Here is a 15,509-nt window from a genome sequence, read left to right on the forward strand (position 1 = left end):
CTTTGGCTCGTTACAATCATCCTAAATTGGTATTATCCACTTCACTCCTGGTAATACCAAAGCTATATTTTTTCAAAAAGGTATAGACAACTATACAGTAGGCTTGTTATCATCTGAATGTAAGCGAATTCATTTAGTTTTTGATTATTTTACACTAAGAGGGGGAAACACCATGCGTAATGAAGAACGCCTGGCAAGGGAGATACTTGAGCAGCTTGGCGGCGCGGACAATATTGCAGATGTTGCTTCGTGCATGACACGGCTTCGCGTAAAGCCGGCAGACTACAGTAAAGTCGATCTCGCTGCCATCAAGAAAATTGATGGCGTACTCGGTGTCGTTGAAGAAGAGACATTACAGATTATTCTGGGACCCGGGATTGTCACCAAAGTGGCGAATGAAGTTTCTGAAATAACCGGCAAGACATCAAGATTAGTAGATGAAGAAGACCCAAATCCATTCGAGGGACTTGCGGGCCGCACAAAGAATGACTTGAACAAGAAAAACGCGACTCCGTTCAAGCTATTCCTGCGCAGGATCGCCAGCATCTTCATTCCGCTGATTCCGGCGATTGTCGCTTCCGGTTTGATTGCGGGAATAACGAATGTAATTGTCCGTTCTGGTGCTGACCCTGAATCTTCACTGATCCAGATTCTGAACCTGATCGGCTGGGGTATCTTTGGTTATCTTGGAGTATTTGTCGGTATCAATACGGCTCGGGAATTCGGCGGCTCACCTGCCCTTGGCGGCGCTGCAGGAATCCTGATTATCAATCCTGGACTTGCCAATATCACCTTGTTTGGCGAAGCGCTGGTACCTGGCCGCGGCGGTCTGATTGGCGTCATGCTTGCTGCAGTTTTTATTGCAATGCTTGAAAAACGGATTCGTAAAATCGTTCCGTCTTCATTGGATATTATCTTTACTCCTACTCTATCATTGTTGATTACTGGTGTTGCTACACTGTTCATCCTGCAGCCTGTCGGCGGCTGGATTTCCGACCTCATCACAAAAGGCTTGCTTGGCCTTCTGGATGTCGGCGGAATCCTGGCAGGACTGGTTCTTGCCGGAACATTCCTTCCTCTTGTAGTTACAGGTTTGCACCAGGGCTTGACTCCTGTGCATATGGAATTAATCAACACGATTGGCGATGACCCGCTGCTGCCAATCCTGGCAATGGGCGGTGCTGGCCAGGTAGGCGCGGCATTCGCGATTTATTTTAAAACAAAGAATGAGAGACTTAAAAAGGTCATTAAGGGCGGACTGCCAGTAGGTATGCTTGGCATCGGCGAACCGCTTATCTTCGGGGTTACCCTGCCGCTGGGCCGTCCTTTCATCACGGCATGCCTTGGCGCAGCAGTTGGAGGAGCCTTCCAGGCATTTTTCAAAATCGCAACAATTGCCATTGGTGTTTCTGGTATCCCGCTTGCATTCCTGGTTCATACAAATCAAATCATTCTCTACCTGATCGGCTTGTTGATTGCCTATGCCTTCGGATTTATTTTCACATGGCTGTTCGGCTTCAAGGAAGAAATGGCTAAAGATATTTAGAAAAGCGCAAGCGCCTTGATCAGCCCCGACAAGCGTTGGAGGGGCTAACAGTGAAGTCGTTCTTTGACTTTATTGGCAGGATCGAAACGACTCGAGCTGCTCAAAGCTGACGCTTCTCGCAAGATACTCGAGGAGCAAATTCGAGGATGAAAACTGGCTAGGCGCTGGAGCTGGACACTAATCTTGGTGCAAAGGTTTGCACTAATATAGTAAAAAACAAATAGAGAAAAGGAGGAAAATTTTTTCCTCCTTTCTTCTTGTCTATTAAATTGTCTTGATTGGAGGGATTGCCATGCTTGGCATTTCCGTATATTTGAACAAGGAGCGGATGGAGAAGAATGCTGCCTGGATTGAAAAAGCAGCTGTATACGGCCTTAACTCAATTTTCACCTCCTTGCATATTCCAGAAGATAACCCCGCTGACTACAAAGAGCTCTTGCAAAAGCTCGGTTCCCTGGCGAAAAAGCACAACATGGAGCTGATGGCCGATGTATCTCCCCGCTCATTGGATTATCTCGGGCTGGACTGGGATCATTATGACGAACTGCTTCATTGGGGACTATCAGGAATTAGGGCTGATTATGGATTTACAACCATGCAGATTGTGGAGCTCTCGCATAAAATGAAGATAGGGATCAACGCCAGCACCGTAACAAAGGAAGAACTTCTGGCATGGATTGATGCTGGTTTAAATACCGGAAACGTCGAAGCGTGGCACAATTTTTATCCAAGGCCCGAAACAGGATTGGACAAGGAGTTCCTGATTGAAAGAAATAAAATGCTCCGTTCTGTTGGCATTTCGACAATGGCTTTCGTTCCAGGGGACAATGATTTTCGCGGGCCGCTGTTTTCTGGCCTCCCAACGCTGGAAAAGCACCGCGGCCAGATGCCGCTCATAGCTGCAGCAGAGCTGATGGTTTCTTGTTTTACAGATAAAATCTTGATTGGGGACCACTCTGTAACAGATGAACAGCTGGAGTTACTAGCTTTTCTTGGTGAAAAAGTCATTCCGCTTCGGATTGAGGCCGAAAGCTGGGAGCACTCCGAACTAATTAACAGGCCGCTGACCAACCGCATGGATCCTGCCCGCGATGTGATAAGAGCCGTTGAATCACGTTCCTTTGCCTCAATAGGAGAAAAACTGATTCCACCTTATAATCAACAGGAAAGGCAACGCGGGACTATCACTTTTGACAACGAGCTGTACGGGCGGTATGCAGGCGAGCTGCAAATTGCCGTCAATGACCTGCCCCGGGATGAAAAAGTGAATTGCATCGGAAAAGTAGTTCAAGAAGACTTGCCTTTGCTTTCAGAGATCAAAGCAGGGCAAAAATTTCAATTTATTGTGAGGGATGGACATGGAGATTGCGAAGCTTAACACAGAACAGCAAAACCCGAAAACAATGAATATCGACTTGATGTCGACAGAGGAAATCATCACCATCATTAACCAGGAGGACACCCTTGTTCCTAACGTGCTCGCAAGGCAGGTTCCGAACATTTCGGAGGTTGTCGATAGGATTGTAGCTGCCTTCAAAAAAGGTGGCCGTCTGATTTATATTGGTGCCGGGACTTCCGGACGACTCGGAATCATCGATGTTTCCGAATGCCCTCCGACGTTCGGAACCGACCCAGGGCTTGTCATCGGAATCATAGCCGGCGGCAAGGAAGCAATGACCGAAGCAATCGAAGGTGTCGAGGATGACAAACAGCAGGGTGAGGCCGACCTGCAAAACATCAATCTTACAGATGAAGATATTGTTGTCGGAATCGCTGCCAGCGGACGCACACCCTATACAATCGGCGCGCTGGAATATGCCAAGAAAATCGGTGCCCTTACCGTATCTGTCGTTTGCAGCAAGGATTCCGAAATGGAGAAAATCTCCGACCACACAATCGCCGCAGTCACAGGGCCGGAAGTCATCACCGGTTCAACAAGGATGAAAGCAGGTACTGCCCAGAAACTGATTCTGAACATGCTCTCTACCGCAGCGATGATCAAATTGGGCAAAGTGTATGGCAACCTGATGGTTGATGTCCAGATGACGAACGAAAAACTACATAACCGCGCCGTTAATATTGTCAAGATGGCAACCGGCGCTTCTGATGAAGAAGCAAGAGCAGCGATCAAGGAGCAAAACTATCATACAAAAGCTGCCATCCTCCAAATCACTACAGGACTTAGGGGAACTGAGGCAAAAGAATTATTGGAAAAGCATGACGGCTACCTGAGGGACGCCATCAGCGATTTTTACAAAGGCAGCACAAAATAGGCCTGTCTATACCTTGTCGGATTCAGAACATATCATTTACGCTGGTATAGACAACCCCGGCAGGTATTTGTATAATGAGAGTGACAGAAGATAAGAAAAGAAGACCAAGGACACAACTTTCAGGTGATATAGAATGAAGGATTTAATGCTCATCAATGCCAGCGTTTTAACACAAGAGGGCATTATTGAAAAAGGATTCATTTATATTAAGGATGGGAAAATTGCCGAAACAGGGCTTGCCTCCTCCCTCCCCCAACATCCGGCCGATGTCATCGAGCTTCCTGAGGACAGCACCATTGTACCAGGATTTATCGATGTGCATATCCACGGTGCTGGCGGGGCGGACACGATGGATGCGACCATTGACGCATTGACGACGATGGCATCAACCCTGTCTGCTGAAGGAACCACAAGTTTCCTGGCAACGACAATCACCCAGGATCAAAAAGCAATACTGAAAGCATTGGATAATGCTGCCGATTATATCAGCTATCATAATAAGCCTGGTAAAGCAGAGGTGCTCGGGATTCATTTGGAAGGGCCTTTCATCAACGAGTCACGCAAAGGAGCACAGCCTGCCGAACACATCATCACACCTGATATCGAGCTGTTCGCGAAGATGCAGGAGGCTTCCAGAAATAATATCAGGCTCGTGACACTCGCTCCGGAAAAAGAAAATGGCAATAAGCTGATTGCATACCTGGCCGAAAATGGTGTCATTGCCTCGGTTGGCCATTCAGATGCCACTTATGGACAGATGGCTGAAGCAGTGAAGGCTGGGGCTACGCATGTGACGCATTTATTCAATGGCATGCGCGGGATGCATCATCGAGACCCAGGCGTTGCGGGTGCCGCGCTGTTATTTGACGAATTAAAAATTGAGATGATTGCTGATGGAATCCATGTCGTTCCCGAAATGCTCGACTTATCGATCCGCGCCAAAGGAACGGATGGAGTCATTTTAATTACTGACTCAATGAGGGCGAAGTGCCTTAAAAATGGCACCTATGACCTTGGAGGACAAGAAGTTAGTGTCGCGGACGGAAAAGCTCTTCTAGCTGACGGCACACTGGCTGGCAGTATTTTAAAAATGAAAGACTCTTTAAAAAATATGATGGAATTCACTGGCATCAGCCTAACAGAAGCAGTGAAACTCGCCAGCGAGAATCCCGCCAGGCAGCTGAAGGTTTTTGACCGGAAAGGAAGTATTGCTTCAGGTAAGGACGCTGACCTTGTCGTACTGGACCGTAACCATGAGGTTGCCATGGCGTTTTGCCGGGGAGTTGCAAGCTATACCCGTTATTAGTAGCATTAAAAAGAGGTGACTTGTTTGAAATTGATTGTAACATCAAATTACGAAACGCTTAGCCAGCAAGCTGCAGAGGAAATCATTTCGCGAATCAGGAAAAACCCATCACTCAACCTTGGACTTGCTACCGGGAGTACGCCAACCGGACTCTATAAGGAGCTCATCAGAGACCATAAGCAGAATAAGACCTCCTACAAGAAAATTAATACCTTCAATCTGGATGAGTACATTGGCATCCCGAAAAAAGACCGTAACAGCTATCACCATTTTATGTGTGAAAATTTATTTGAACACATTGACATACCGCTTGACCAGACACATATTCCAGATGGAACAGCTAAGGATCTGGACGAGGAATGCGCACGCTATGAACAGTTCATTAACGAGCATGGCGGCATCGATCTGCAAATACTCGGAATTGGACAGAACGGCCATATTGGCTTTAACGAACCAGGAACACACTTTGATAGCAAAACGCACATCATCGACCTTGCTGAAAGTACGCGCAAGGCAAACTCAAGATTTTTTAAATCATTAGAAAATGTTCCAACCCAGGCAATCACGATGGGAATTGCCTCGATCATGGAAAGCAAGGAAATCTTCCTGCTAGTTTCCGGTGCTTCCAAGTCAAAAGCACTATCTCGTTTAATCAACGGCGAAGTCAGCGAGCAATTCCCTGCCTCAGTCCTCAAAAACCATGAAAAAGTAACGATTTTCGCCGATGAAGAAGCAACAGCATTGCTTTAAGCATCCTAGTAAGTAAAGCAAAAGCACCAGTTCGAAAAGCAACAATCAATTAGAAACAACCTCGGAAAAATGGCAAGCAGTCAGGAGAATGACTATGATTGATAAAAATTCACCAATACCTATTTACCACCAGCTCGAGGAGTATATCAAAGCCCAAATCGACAGCGGCGACCTCCAGCCAGATGAAGCAATTCCCTCTGAACGCGTATATGCAGATATGTTTCAGATCAGCCGAATGACCATCAGGCAGGCACTGACCAACCTTGTAAATGACGGATATTTGTACCGTCAAAAAGGCAAAGGCACGTTCGTCAACAAAAAGAAGGTCGAGCAGCGCCTTCAGGGATTGACAAGTTTCACAGAAGATATGAAAGAGCGCGGCTTCACGCCGGGAAGCAGACTGGTTTCGTTTGAAATCATCCCATCCGGACGGGAGATAGCCGAGCGCCTCAAGCTAAGTGAAAATACACCAGTATATGAAATCAAACGTGTCAGGCTTGCAGACAGCGTACCGATGGCCCTTGAAACTACTTATCTGCCGGCCAATCTGGTCAAGGGATTGACAGAAGAAATCATCAACAAGTCACTTTACCAATATATCGAAGATAAATTATCGCTGACCATCCACGAAGCCACCCAGCAAATCGAAGCGTCTATTGCTAAGGAACAGGAACTGCGACTCCTGGAAATTGAAAAAGGTTCCCCTGTCCTCCTGATTCTCAGAACTTCGCATTTAAAGGATGGCACTCCATTCGAATTCGTCAAATCAGCCTATCGCGCAGACCGATACAAATTCGTGCACACCATGCAGCGGAGCTGATTATCTGAAGAGATCCAATCCGGATCTCTTTTTTTGAATTCATGAATAGATAAGTATCTGCTAGGTTTCATGAAATGTCGAAAGCAAAATAAAACATTGCTTATTTCCACGGAAATAATCGAACCTGCCTGTCGAAATATTTGTCTTGCTCGCTTAAAATGAGGGTAATACAAAAAAACAAAAGGGGTAGATGTCATGCTGAAGAATTTCAAGATCGATGATCACACAAAGAACCAAATGACGGATGAAATAAAGAGATATTTCCTTGAAGAACGCGGAGAGGAGCTGGGAGACCTGGCTGCATTGCTGATCCTTGAGTTTGTTGCCGATAAGCTCGCTCCCCATTTCTATAACATCGGAATCCAGGATGCCCACGAGTTTATGACACAGCGGGTTGAGGATATTTTTGAACTGAATAAATAATGGGGTTTCGGAGGATAAGTCTCCACATTCTTTAAAAGATGTTGAAGGATGATTAATGGACGCGATATTCAATTTAAAAACTGGATTTATCTGATGTCACTATGTCCTTTTTCCTCCATTGGTCATATATATACTGATGAGGAAATCTTTTATCGGAAGGTGTGATAATCTTGAAGATCATGCTTGATGCTGGGCATGGCTACAACACCCCGGGTAAGCGAAGTCCTGATGGTATGAGAGAATATGAGTTTAACAGGGCTGTGGCGAATTACGCCAGACAGCTGCTGGCAAACTATAAAAATGTTACAGTGTATTTTTCTCATTCCGATCAGCGGGATGTATCATTGAAGGCTAGGACAGATAAGGCAAACAGCCTGAATGTAGATATATTTGTTTCGATTCATGCCAATGCTTTTGGCAGCGGCGGCTGGAGCAATGTCGGCGGTATTGAAACATTTGTCTACCCAACAAGGCCGCCTGTGGCTTATCAGTTAGCACAAAAGATTCAACGCACCCTTGTCATCTCAACAGGCCTAGAAAACCGTGGTGTAAAAACAGCCGATTTCCATGTCCTGAGGGAAACAGAAATGGACGCCGTGCTAGTGGAGTGCGGCTTCATGACCAACCGGAATGAAATTAAATTGCTCCGTTCTGAAACATATCGCCGAACGATTGCAGAAGGAATTGTGAAAGCAATAGCACAGCAGTTCAGGCTGCAGCGCAAGGCTAATGCTGCACCGACACCAACACCAGCGCCAACTCCATCCGCCAAACCTACTGCGCCAGCCAACAAAGAAGGGCTTTATAAGGTCCAGGCAGGTGCGTTCGAAAATGAGGAAAATGCCAAGGAGCTTGCCGAGCGATTAAGGAAAGCAGGCTTTGAGGTCTATATAGACAAAGAATAGATAAAGGCCGACACTAATGTGCCGGCCCTTTGTCTATTCTTTTGATTCGCGCAAGAACGTATTCTGGATGACCAGATTTGCGATTGACATGATGATTGCCGTAAGTATTGCCATTCCAAAACTGGAGATCTCGAAAGAACTTCCCATCAAACTATCTGTCAGCATCAGCGTGATGGCATTGATGACAAACAAGAATAGTCCAAGGCTGAGCACAGTTACAGGAAGTGTAAGCAAAATCAAGATTGGCTTAACGAGAACATTCAATATGGAGAGAATGAAACTTGCTCCCAAAGCGGCACCAAAGCCAGAAAGATAAATATCATTCTCAAAATAGCCGGCAAGAGCCATGAAAAGAACAGCATTAATGACAATCCCTAACAGCCACCTCATCTTTTTAATACCCTTCCCTGTTTGGCAGTACGAACACAAGCACAAGGTAGACCATAGCCATTGGCAAAAATGCAGTGCTGAACGTCAAGATCACAAACAATATGCGCAGCAGTGACGCACTCATCCCAAAGGATTCTGCCATGCCTCCGAGCACCCCTGCCAGCATTCGATTTTTCCGTGAGCGGGTTAATTTCATTTCATTCACCCTTCCTGTTTTCACAATACTATTGGATTAATTTCTTAACGGCGATTGAGCCAGTTTTTGTATCCGCGTGGAGCCTGACAGCTTTTTGCCCGCTGTCGGCAGGCTTGAAACGCAGGTTTTTCTGAACCATATCGCTTTTCTCCTCAACGACCTGGATGCCGTCGATTTCAATTGTAAAACCGCCAAGATTCGATTTCAGCTCACCGATGGCCGGTGTTTTCTCCGGTAGGAAGACATCGATGCTTCCGGTGGTCGCCTTTACTTCCACACTTTCGCAATCTTGATTTTTCACGGTACACGTCACGTTACCATTGAAAGACTGAAGATCAACATGATTGAAAAAGCCATCCGCCTTGATGGCGCCATTGATGGTTTCAGCCTCCAGTTCCTTGATCGCGCTTCTGGTAATAGTGATCTGGCCATTTGCTGTTTCTGTTTCAAGCTTTCCGCACTCAAGATTTCCAAGCAATACTTTCCCGTTCGCTGTTTTCGCACGGCAATCCTTCATTGTTAAGTTTTCACCTTCGATGGAGCCATTAAACAGGCGGATGCGAACATTTTCATATTCTTCCTTCGGGATATGGATGACCGCATCGACCTTCATCCACTTTTGCTGGACCGAAAAACGGAGCTTCTGGTTTTCAATTGTGAAAATGGCATCCTCTAAAAACTTCCTGCGCGCCTCATCCTGGTTTTCTACTCTGTATAGTTTTGCGCTGCACTCAATGCGTACATCCTTTTGCTCCCATGGAACAACCTTAACAGACCCATTTGCCATATCGATATCCACCTGATTTAGATATGCGTCGCCCTGCTGGAAAATATGCGTAATATCGACAGACTGGCCAAAATTAAGATCCAGATCAAAATCCTTTATTTTTTTAAATGCTGAATCAACAAAATCCAGCACCTTGTCTTTCATTGAGTTGAATTTATAAGAATTGAAGTCATCTTTTTTGAACTCTTCTTTTTTCCCTTCTTCAAAATTCACATCCGTTGACAATGCAGTTGATTTTTCCTGGTGCTGCATATTCCCTTGCTCCAGCTGCTCAATCATGAATAACGCTTCATCAACTGTCAATTTTCCTTCTTCAACAAGCTTAAGAATCCTTTTACGTTCTTCCTTCATCATTTCCATCCCCCTCAATTTATATTAAGCACTTTTATCCCTTTGACCAGATTCCAAATTAACACGATGAGACTCAATATGACCATTAATATAGCGCTGCTGAACATGAGTACAGGGAAATCCCCCGTTCCTCCGTTCATATCGATGAAAACGGCAATTAAGATAAACGGCAGCGGGATCAGTGGAATCAGATGCGACAATAGCGCCTTTTTCGCATGAACCTTTACATCCTCATCCTCTGATGCAAAATAAGCTACAAGAGGAAACAAAATCCCGGCAAACATAATACTGAAATAACACAAAGCAGACAGAATCCTTTTCGTATCCATCCTCTTCATCTCCTTAGAAATTAATACGCTCGGGAGTCCTGGAAGTTTCATTTCTTTATGAAATTAGTTCGACAAATTGTGATGTAACCCTTGTTAATCTTCAATTTCAGATGGTGAAAGTTATGTGAATGTTTTTAGTAGGGGATTTCCTTATTGATTTTTGTTATTTATCATGGTTTTTGTGTGATATTCGGTTGATTCAGTTAACTGGAAAAATTATTTTCTTACTCTTACACGATAATTGCCCGATTGTTCGCTGTAATCTCCTGATCAAAGTGGATATTCTCCCGAAACATTACCGGAATTGCCCGAACATCGGCAATAATCGTGCCGTCATCCTAATTTTGGAAAAAAACCATTCTCCAAAAAGAAAAAACCCTTCCATAAACGGAAGGGCACGAATTACTATTATGCATTGCTTGTGCTTTTTTCTTTTTCCTCAATCTGTTCTTTCATCCGCAGCCGGTCGCGCTCCAGTATTGGCTTTAGATACCTGCCTGTATAGGATTCCTCCACTTCGCCAATCTTTTCTGGTGTTCCGGTGGCAACGATCGTGCCGCCGCGGTCACCGCCTTCAGGTCCGAGGTCGACGATGTAGTCGGCTGCTTTGATAACATCGAGATTATGCTCAATCACCAGAACGGTATCACCGTTTTCGACGAGACGCTGCAGGACTGTCAGCAGGCGGGAAATGTCATCTACATGCAAGCCTGTTGTTGGTTCGTCCAAAATGTACAGCGATCGGCCGGTTGAGCGGCGGTGCAGCTCAGACGCCAGCTTCACGCGCTGGGCTTCCCCTCCGGAAAGAGTTGTTGCCGGCTGGCCGAGTGTGATGTAGCCAAGTCCGACATCATAAATCGTCTGCAGCTTGCGGGCGATCTTCGGGATGTTCGCAAAGAATTCTACCGCGGCTTCAACCGTCATATCTAGGATATCGGAAATGTTTTTGCCTTTGTACTTTACTTCCAGCGTCTCGCGGTTGTAGCGCTTGCCGTGGCAGACTTCACATGGCACGTACACATCAGGCAGGAAGTGCATTTCGATCTTGATGATTCCGTCGCCGCGGCATGCTTCACAGCGTCCGCCCTTGACATTGAAGCTGAAGCGGCCTTTCTTGTAGCCTCGTACCTTCGCTTCATTTGTCGATGCAAAGACATCACGGATATCATCGAACACACCCGTATAAGTAGCCGGGTTCGATCTTGGCGTGCGCCCGATTGGCGACTGGTCGATATCTATAACCTTATCGAGATGCTCGACACCCTTGATTTCCTTGAACTCGCCTGGCTTGCTTTTCGCGCGGTGCAGCTGCATCGCGAGCGATTTGTGAAGAATTTCATTGATCAGCGTGCTTTTACCGGAACCGGATACACCAGTCACAGCCATGAACGTTCCTAGCGGGAACTTCACATTGACATTTTTCAGATTGTTTTCCTTGGCGCCTTTAATTTCAATATAGCGGCCATCCGGTTTGCGGCGCTCAATCGGCAGCGGGATGAACTTTTTACCGGACAGGTACTGGCCTGTCAGTGAATTCGGATCATCCATCACCTCTGCAGGCGTACCCTGGGAGATGATTTCCCCGCCATGGACACCTGCTCCGGGACCGATATCGATCAGATGATCAGCCGCGAGCATCGTATCTTCGTCATGCTCGACGACAATCAAGGTATTGCCGATGTCACGCATATTTTTCAGCGTATCAATCAGCCTGTCATTGTCACGCTGATGTAAACCGATGGACGGCTCATCAAGGATATAGAGGACACCAGTCAGGCGCGAACCGATCTGGGTTGCCAGCCTGATCCGCTGGGCCTCACCTCCGGATAGCGTTCCTGCCGATCGGCTCATCGTCAGATAATCCAACCCGACATTGATCAGGAAGCCAAGACGTTCCGTAATCTCACGGAAAATCATATTAGCAATCTTCATTTCTTTTTCTGAAAGCTCAAGACTCTCGAAAAATTGGTGCGCTTCCTCGACCGATAACGCTGTTACTTCACCGATATGGCGGCCGTCTACAAGGACAGCCAGCGTTTCACGCTTAAGCCTGTATCCTTTACAGGTCGGGCAGGCATGCTCGCCCATATACTTTTCCATCTGTTCGCGGATATAGTCAGAGCCTGTTTCCTTATAGCGGCGCTCGATATTTTTCAGTACGCCCTCAAAAACAATATAGTTCTCACGGACCTGGCCCCAGTCATTTTCATAACGGAAATAAATCCGGTCTTTTTCAGAGCCATAAAGGATTTTGTCCATCTCATGATCAGGCAGGTCTTTAACCGGTACGTCCATATCGATTCCATAATGATTGCAGACTGATTCAAGCAGCTGCGGATAATACTGTGAGCTTGTTGGTTCCCATGGAGCAATCGCGTGCTGCTTCAATGAAAGCTCCTTGTTTGGGACGACCAAATCCACATCAACCTCAAGTTTCGCACCAAGTCCGTCACATTCAGGGCAAGCGCCAAACGGGCTGTTGAAAGAGAACATGCGAGGCTCAAGTTCGCCAATCGAGAAGCCGCAAATCGGGCAGGCGTGGTTCTCACTGAACATCAGCTCTTCTTCTCCGATTACGTCGATGAGGACATTTCCTTCGCCTAGCTTAAGCGCAGCTTCCATGGAGTCCGCAAGGCGGGCAGCAATGCCTTCCTTGACGACAATCCGGTCGATGACGACTTCAATCGAATGTTTCTTGTTTTTCTCAAGTTCAATTTCGTCGCCCAGGTCATGCATCTCGCCGTCAATACGGACACGTACATAGCCTTGTTTTTTCACATCCTCAAGAACCTTGACGTGCGTTCCCTTCCTTCCGGAAACAAGCGGAGCAAGGATTTGCAGCTTTGTCCTTTCGGGATATTCGAGCACTCGGTCAACCATCTGCTCGATTGTCTGTGAGGATATTTCTATATTATGAATCGGGCAGGTTGGACGTCCTACCCTGGCAAATAGCAAACGCAAATAATCATAAATCTCTGTCACCGTTCCAACTGTTGAACGGGGATTTCGGCTTGTCGTTTTCTGGTCGATGGAGATGGCCGGGGACAATCCTTCGATTGAATCGACATCCGGCTTGTCCATCTGTCCAAGGAACTGGCGCGCGTAGGCAGACAAGGATTCTACATATCGGCGCTGTCCTTCAGCATAGATGGTGTCGAACGCCAGCGAGGACTTTCCTGAACCGGAAAGCCCTGTCAGCACAACAAGCTTGTCTCTCGGAATGGTGACATCTATATTTTTTAAATTATGGGCCCTGGCGCCTTTGACAATCAGTTTATCCATAGCCATATTATCGTCATCCTTCCGCTTTCAACTCAAGAATGAGGTCACGCAGCTCGGCTGCCCGTTCGAAGTTGAGAGCCTTTGCCGCTTCCTTCATTTCTTTTTCCATATTTAAAATCACTTGTTCGCGATCTTTCTTCGTCAGCTTCTTCAAGCCTTCTGCCGGGCTGTAGTCTTCCTGCTCCTCGGCAGCAATCGTCGCCCGGATCACATCGCGGATACTCTTCTGGATCGTTTGCGGCGTGATGCCATGCTTTTCGTTATATTCTTCCTGGATCTCACGGCGGCGTTTCGTCTCGCTGATCGCTTTTTCCATCGAATCGGTCATTCTGTCTGCATACATGATGACATGTCCATTCGAGTTCCTCGCCGCACGCCCGATCGTCTGGATCAGCGATCTTTCCGAACGGAGGAAGCCTTCCTTATCCGCATCCAGAATAGTGACGAGCGATACCTCAGGAATATCCAAGCCTTCCCTCAACAGGTTGATCCCGATGAGGACATCGTATTTTCCAAGACGGAGCTCGCGGATGATCTCGATACGCTCGAGCGTCTTGATCTCTGAATGCAGGTATTGGACCTTGATGCCGATTTCCTTCAAGTAATCGGTCAGATCCTCGGACATCTTTTTCGTCAAAGTTGTCACCAGTACACGTTCATTCCGCTTCGTCCGCTCCTGGATTTCGCCGATCAGGTCATCGATCTGGCCTTCGATCGGCCTTACATCGATCGTCGGGTCAAGCAATCCTGTCGGGCGGATGATCTGCTGGACCATTTCCGGAGTATGCTCCAGCTCGTATGGGCCTGGTGTCGCTGACACGAAAACAGCCTGTTTGACATGGTCCTCGAATTCGGCAAATGTCAACGGCCTGTTGTCCATTGCAGACGGCAGGCGGAAGCCGTGGTCTACAAGCACCTGTTTACGAGCCTGGTCACCATTAAACATTCCCCTTATTTGCGGCAATGTAACATGCGACTCATCAACGACAATCAAAAAGTCTTCCGGGAAGTAATCGAGCAATGTATATGGAGTCGCTCCCGCCGGCCTTAACGTCAGGTGGCGCGAATAGTTTTCGATGCCGGAGCAAAAGCCCATCTCACGCATCATCTCAAGGTCGTACCTTGTCCTCTGCTCAAGCCTTTGGGCCTCAAGAAGCTTTTCCTCGGCGCGCATTACTTCCAGTCGCTCTTCCAGTTCTTTTTCTATATTCTCAATCGCAATCCTCATCTTTTCTTCGCGGGTTACGAAGTGGGATGCAGGGAAGATCGCGACATGGTCACGTTCGCCAATGATCTCGCCAGTCAGCGCATCAACCTCTCGGATCCGGTCAATCTCGTCACCGAAAAATTCAATCCTCATGCAGTGTTCATCACGTGATACCGGGAAAATCTCAACGACGTCACCGCGGACACGGAAAGTTCCCCGCTTGAAGTCGATGTCATTCCGCTCATATTGAACATCGACCAGCTTATGGAGCAGCTTGTTCCGCTCAATTTCCATACCAGTCCGGAGTGACACGACCATGTCACGGTATTCATCCGGATTACCGAGACCATAGATGCAGGAAACACTGGCGATAATGATGACATCTTTACGCTCGAATAATGAAGATGTAGCGGAGTGGCGCAGCTTGTCAATCTCATCATTGATGCTCGCATCCTTCTCAATGAATGTATCGGTCTGCGGCACATAAGCCTCTGGCTGATAATAATCGTAGTAACTGACGAAATACTCAACCGCGTTGTTCGGGAAAAATTCCTTGAACTCGCTGTAGAGCTGCCCGGCCAATGTCTTGTTGTGGGCGATGACAAGGGTGGGCTTGTTCACTTCCTTGATCACGTTGGAAATCGTGAACGTCTTCCCTGTTCCTGTCGCACCAAGAAGCGTCTGATGCTTCTTGTTATCGCGGATGCCTTGCACCAGCTCTTTGATGGCCGCAGGCTGGTCCCCCTGCGGAGAATACTTCGAGACTAATTCAAATTGGTCCTTCACAGAAAAGCCTCCTGTAATTTTAAATTTCATCTATATAAGCCTTACATAGTTGTCAAAAAGTCATATCCTCATTCTACCACAAAGAGGGTAAAACAAACCAACAAAAAGCGAACAAACATTCGAATTGGTATCTTGGCTTTTAATGAGGATGCAGTAAT

Annotated in this window: 14 protein-coding genes; 8 read left to right on the forward strand and 6 right to left on the reverse strand. The window is 46.8% G+C overall.

Features of this window, described 5'->3' with window-relative positions:
* Positions 1-172: 172 nt before the first annotated feature.
* The 8 genes from J7E35_RS00870 to J7E35_RS00905 all read left to right on the forward strand — a co-directional run bounded on the left by J7E35_RS00870 (position 173) and on the right by J7E35_RS00905 (position 8,023).
* The gene (locus tag J7E35_RS00870) at positions 173-1,546 is read left to right on the forward strand and encodes a PTS transporter subunit EIIC (RefSeq protein WP_214776321.1); all 1,374 of its coding nucleotides are present in this window, start codon (positions 173-175) and stop codon (positions 1,544-1,546) included.
* A 292-nt stretch (positions 1,547-1,838) separates the two neighbouring features.
* Complete coding sequence (locus J7E35_RS00875) at positions 1,839-2,924, forward strand: DUF871 domain-containing protein (protein WP_214776322.1); 1,086 nt, start codon at positions 1,839-1,841, stop codon at positions 2,922-2,924.
* Positions 2,905-3,819 (forward strand): N-acetylmuramic acid 6-phosphate etherase, encoded by a 915-nt coding sequence (gene murQ, locus J7E35_RS00880; protein ID WP_214776323.1) that lies wholly within the window; start codon positions 2,905-2,907, stop codon positions 3,817-3,819. Before J7E35_RS00875 ends, murQ begins: the two co-directional genes overlap by 20 nt.
* A 133-nt stretch (positions 3,820-3,952) precedes the next feature.
* Positions 3,953-5,125: an N-acetylglucosamine-6-phosphate deacetylase gene (nagA, locus tag J7E35_RS00885; RefSeq protein ID WP_214776324.1), complete on the forward strand. Its 1,173-nt coding sequence runs from the start codon at positions 3,953-3,955 to the stop codon at positions 5,123-5,125.
* A 24-nt stretch (positions 5,126-5,149) separates the two neighbouring features.
* Positions 5,150-5,875 carry a glucosamine-6-phosphate deaminase gene (gene nagB / locus J7E35_RS00890; protein ID WP_214776325.1) on the forward strand — a complete coding sequence of 242 codons (726 nt, stop codon included), beginning with the start codon at positions 5,150-5,152 and terminating at the stop codon, positions 5,873-5,875.
* A gap of 94 nt (positions 5,876-5,969) precedes the next feature.
* On the forward strand, positions 5,970-6,695 hold the full coding sequence (locus tag J7E35_RS00895) for a GntR family transcriptional regulator (protein WP_214776326.1): 726 nt from the start codon (positions 5,970-5,972) through the stop codon (positions 6,693-6,695).
* A 195-nt stretch (positions 6,696-6,890) separates the two neighbouring features.
* On the forward strand, positions 6,891-7,118 hold the full coding sequence (locus tag J7E35_RS00900) for a DUF2164 domain-containing protein (protein WP_214776327.1): 228 nt from the start codon (positions 6,891-6,893) through the stop codon (positions 7,116-7,118).
* 179 nt (positions 7,119-7,297) lie between these two features.
* Complete coding sequence (locus J7E35_RS00905; protein ID WP_353050322.1) at positions 7,298-8,023, forward strand: N-acetylmuramoyl-L-alanine amidase; 726 nt, start codon at positions 7,298-7,300, stop codon at positions 8,021-8,023.
* A 33-nt stretch (positions 8,024-8,056) separates the two neighbouring features.
* Here the strand turns inward: J7E35_RS00905 and J7E35_RS00910 are convergent, their stop codons facing one another.
* The 6 genes from J7E35_RS00910 to uvrB all read right to left on the reverse strand — a co-directional run bounded on the left by J7E35_RS00910 (position 8,057) and on the right by uvrB (position 15,351).
* A complete protein-coding gene (locus tag J7E35_RS00910) occupies positions 8,057-8,413 on the reverse strand; it encodes a phage holin family protein (protein WP_214776329.1) in 357 nt (118 codons plus the stop codon).
* A 4-nt stretch (positions 8,414-8,417) separates the two neighbouring features.
* Positions 8,418-8,609: a PspC domain-containing protein gene (locus J7E35_RS00915; RefSeq protein ID WP_214776330.1), complete on the reverse strand. Its 192-nt coding sequence runs from the start codon at positions 8,607-8,609 to the stop codon at positions 8,418-8,420.
* A gap of 28 nt (positions 8,610-8,637) precedes the next feature.
* Complete coding sequence (locus J7E35_RS00920) at positions 8,638-9,750, reverse strand: DUF4097 family beta strand repeat-containing protein (protein ID WP_353050320.1); 1,113 nt, start codon at positions 9,748-9,750, stop codon at positions 8,638-8,640.
* Positions 9,751-9,761: 11 nt separating this feature from the next.
* On the reverse strand, positions 9,762-10,076 hold the full coding sequence (locus J7E35_RS00925) for a magnetosome magnetite crystal formation protein family (protein ID WP_214776331.1): 315 nt from the start codon (positions 10,074-10,076) through the stop codon (positions 9,762-9,764).
* Positions 10,077-10,484: 408 nt separating this feature from the next.
* Positions 10,485-13,364: an excinuclease ABC subunit UvrA gene (gene uvrA / locus J7E35_RS00930; RefSeq protein WP_214776332.1), complete on the reverse strand. Its 2,880-nt coding sequence runs from the start codon at positions 13,362-13,364 to the stop codon at positions 10,485-10,487.
* 7 nt (positions 13,365-13,371) lie between these two features.
* The gene (uvrB, locus tag J7E35_RS00935) at positions 13,372-15,351 is read right to left on the reverse strand and encodes an excinuclease ABC subunit UvrB (protein ID WP_214776333.1); all 1,980 of its coding nucleotides are present in this window, start codon (positions 15,349-15,351) and stop codon (positions 13,372-13,374) included.
* Positions 15,352-15,509 lie beyond the last annotated feature (158 nt).

The sequence above is a fragment of the Bacillus sp. ISL-45 genome, from assembly GCF_018613195.1.
GTDB lineage: Bacteria > Bacillota > Bacilli > Bacillales > Cytobacillaceae > Mesobacillus.

Coding starts and splice junctions, on each gene's coding strand:
- J7E35_RS00870 (WP_214776321.1), top strand. CDS start 173: ATGCGTAATGAAGAACGCCTGGCAAGGGAGATACTTGAGCAGCTTGGC.
- J7E35_RS00895 (WP_214776326.1), top strand. CDS start 5,970: ATGATTGATAAAAATTCACCAATACCTATTTACCACCAGCTCGAGGAG.
- J7E35_RS00900 (WP_214776327.1), top strand. CDS start 6,891: ATGCTGAAGAATTTCAAGATCGATGATCACACAAAGAACCAAATGACG.
- J7E35_RS00875 (WP_214776322.1), top strand. CDS start 1,839: ATGCTTGGCATTTCCGTATATTTGAACAAGGAGCGGATGGAGAAGAAT.
- J7E35_RS00915 (WP_214776330.1), bottom strand. CDS start 8,609: ATGAAATTAACCCGCTCACGGAAAAATCGAATGCTGGCAGGGGTGCTC.
- murQ (WP_214776323.1), top strand. CDS start 2,905: ATGGAGATTGCGAAGCTTAACACAGAACAGCAAAACCCGAAAACAATG.
- J7E35_RS00910 (WP_214776329.1), bottom strand. CDS start 8,413: ATGAGGTGGCTGTTAGGGATTGTCATTAATGCTGTTCTTTTCATGGCT.
- J7E35_RS00920 (WP_353050320.1), bottom strand. CDS start 9,750: ATGATGAAGGAAGAACGTAAAAGGATTCTTAAGCTTGTTGAAGAAGGA.
- uvrA (WP_214776332.1), bottom strand. CDS start 13,364: ATGGCTATGGATAAACTGATTGTCAAAGGCGCCAGGGCCCATAATTTA.
- nagA (WP_214776324.1), top strand. CDS start 3,953: ATGAAGGATTTAATGCTCATCAATGCCAGCGTTTTAACACAAGAGGGC.
- J7E35_RS00905 (WP_353050322.1), top strand. CDS start 7,298: ATGCTTGATGCTGGGCATGGCTACAACACCCCGGGTAAGCGAAGTCCT.
- J7E35_RS00925 (WP_214776331.1), bottom strand. CDS start 10,076: ATGGATACGAAAAGGATTCTGTCTGCTTTGTGTTATTTCAGTATTATG.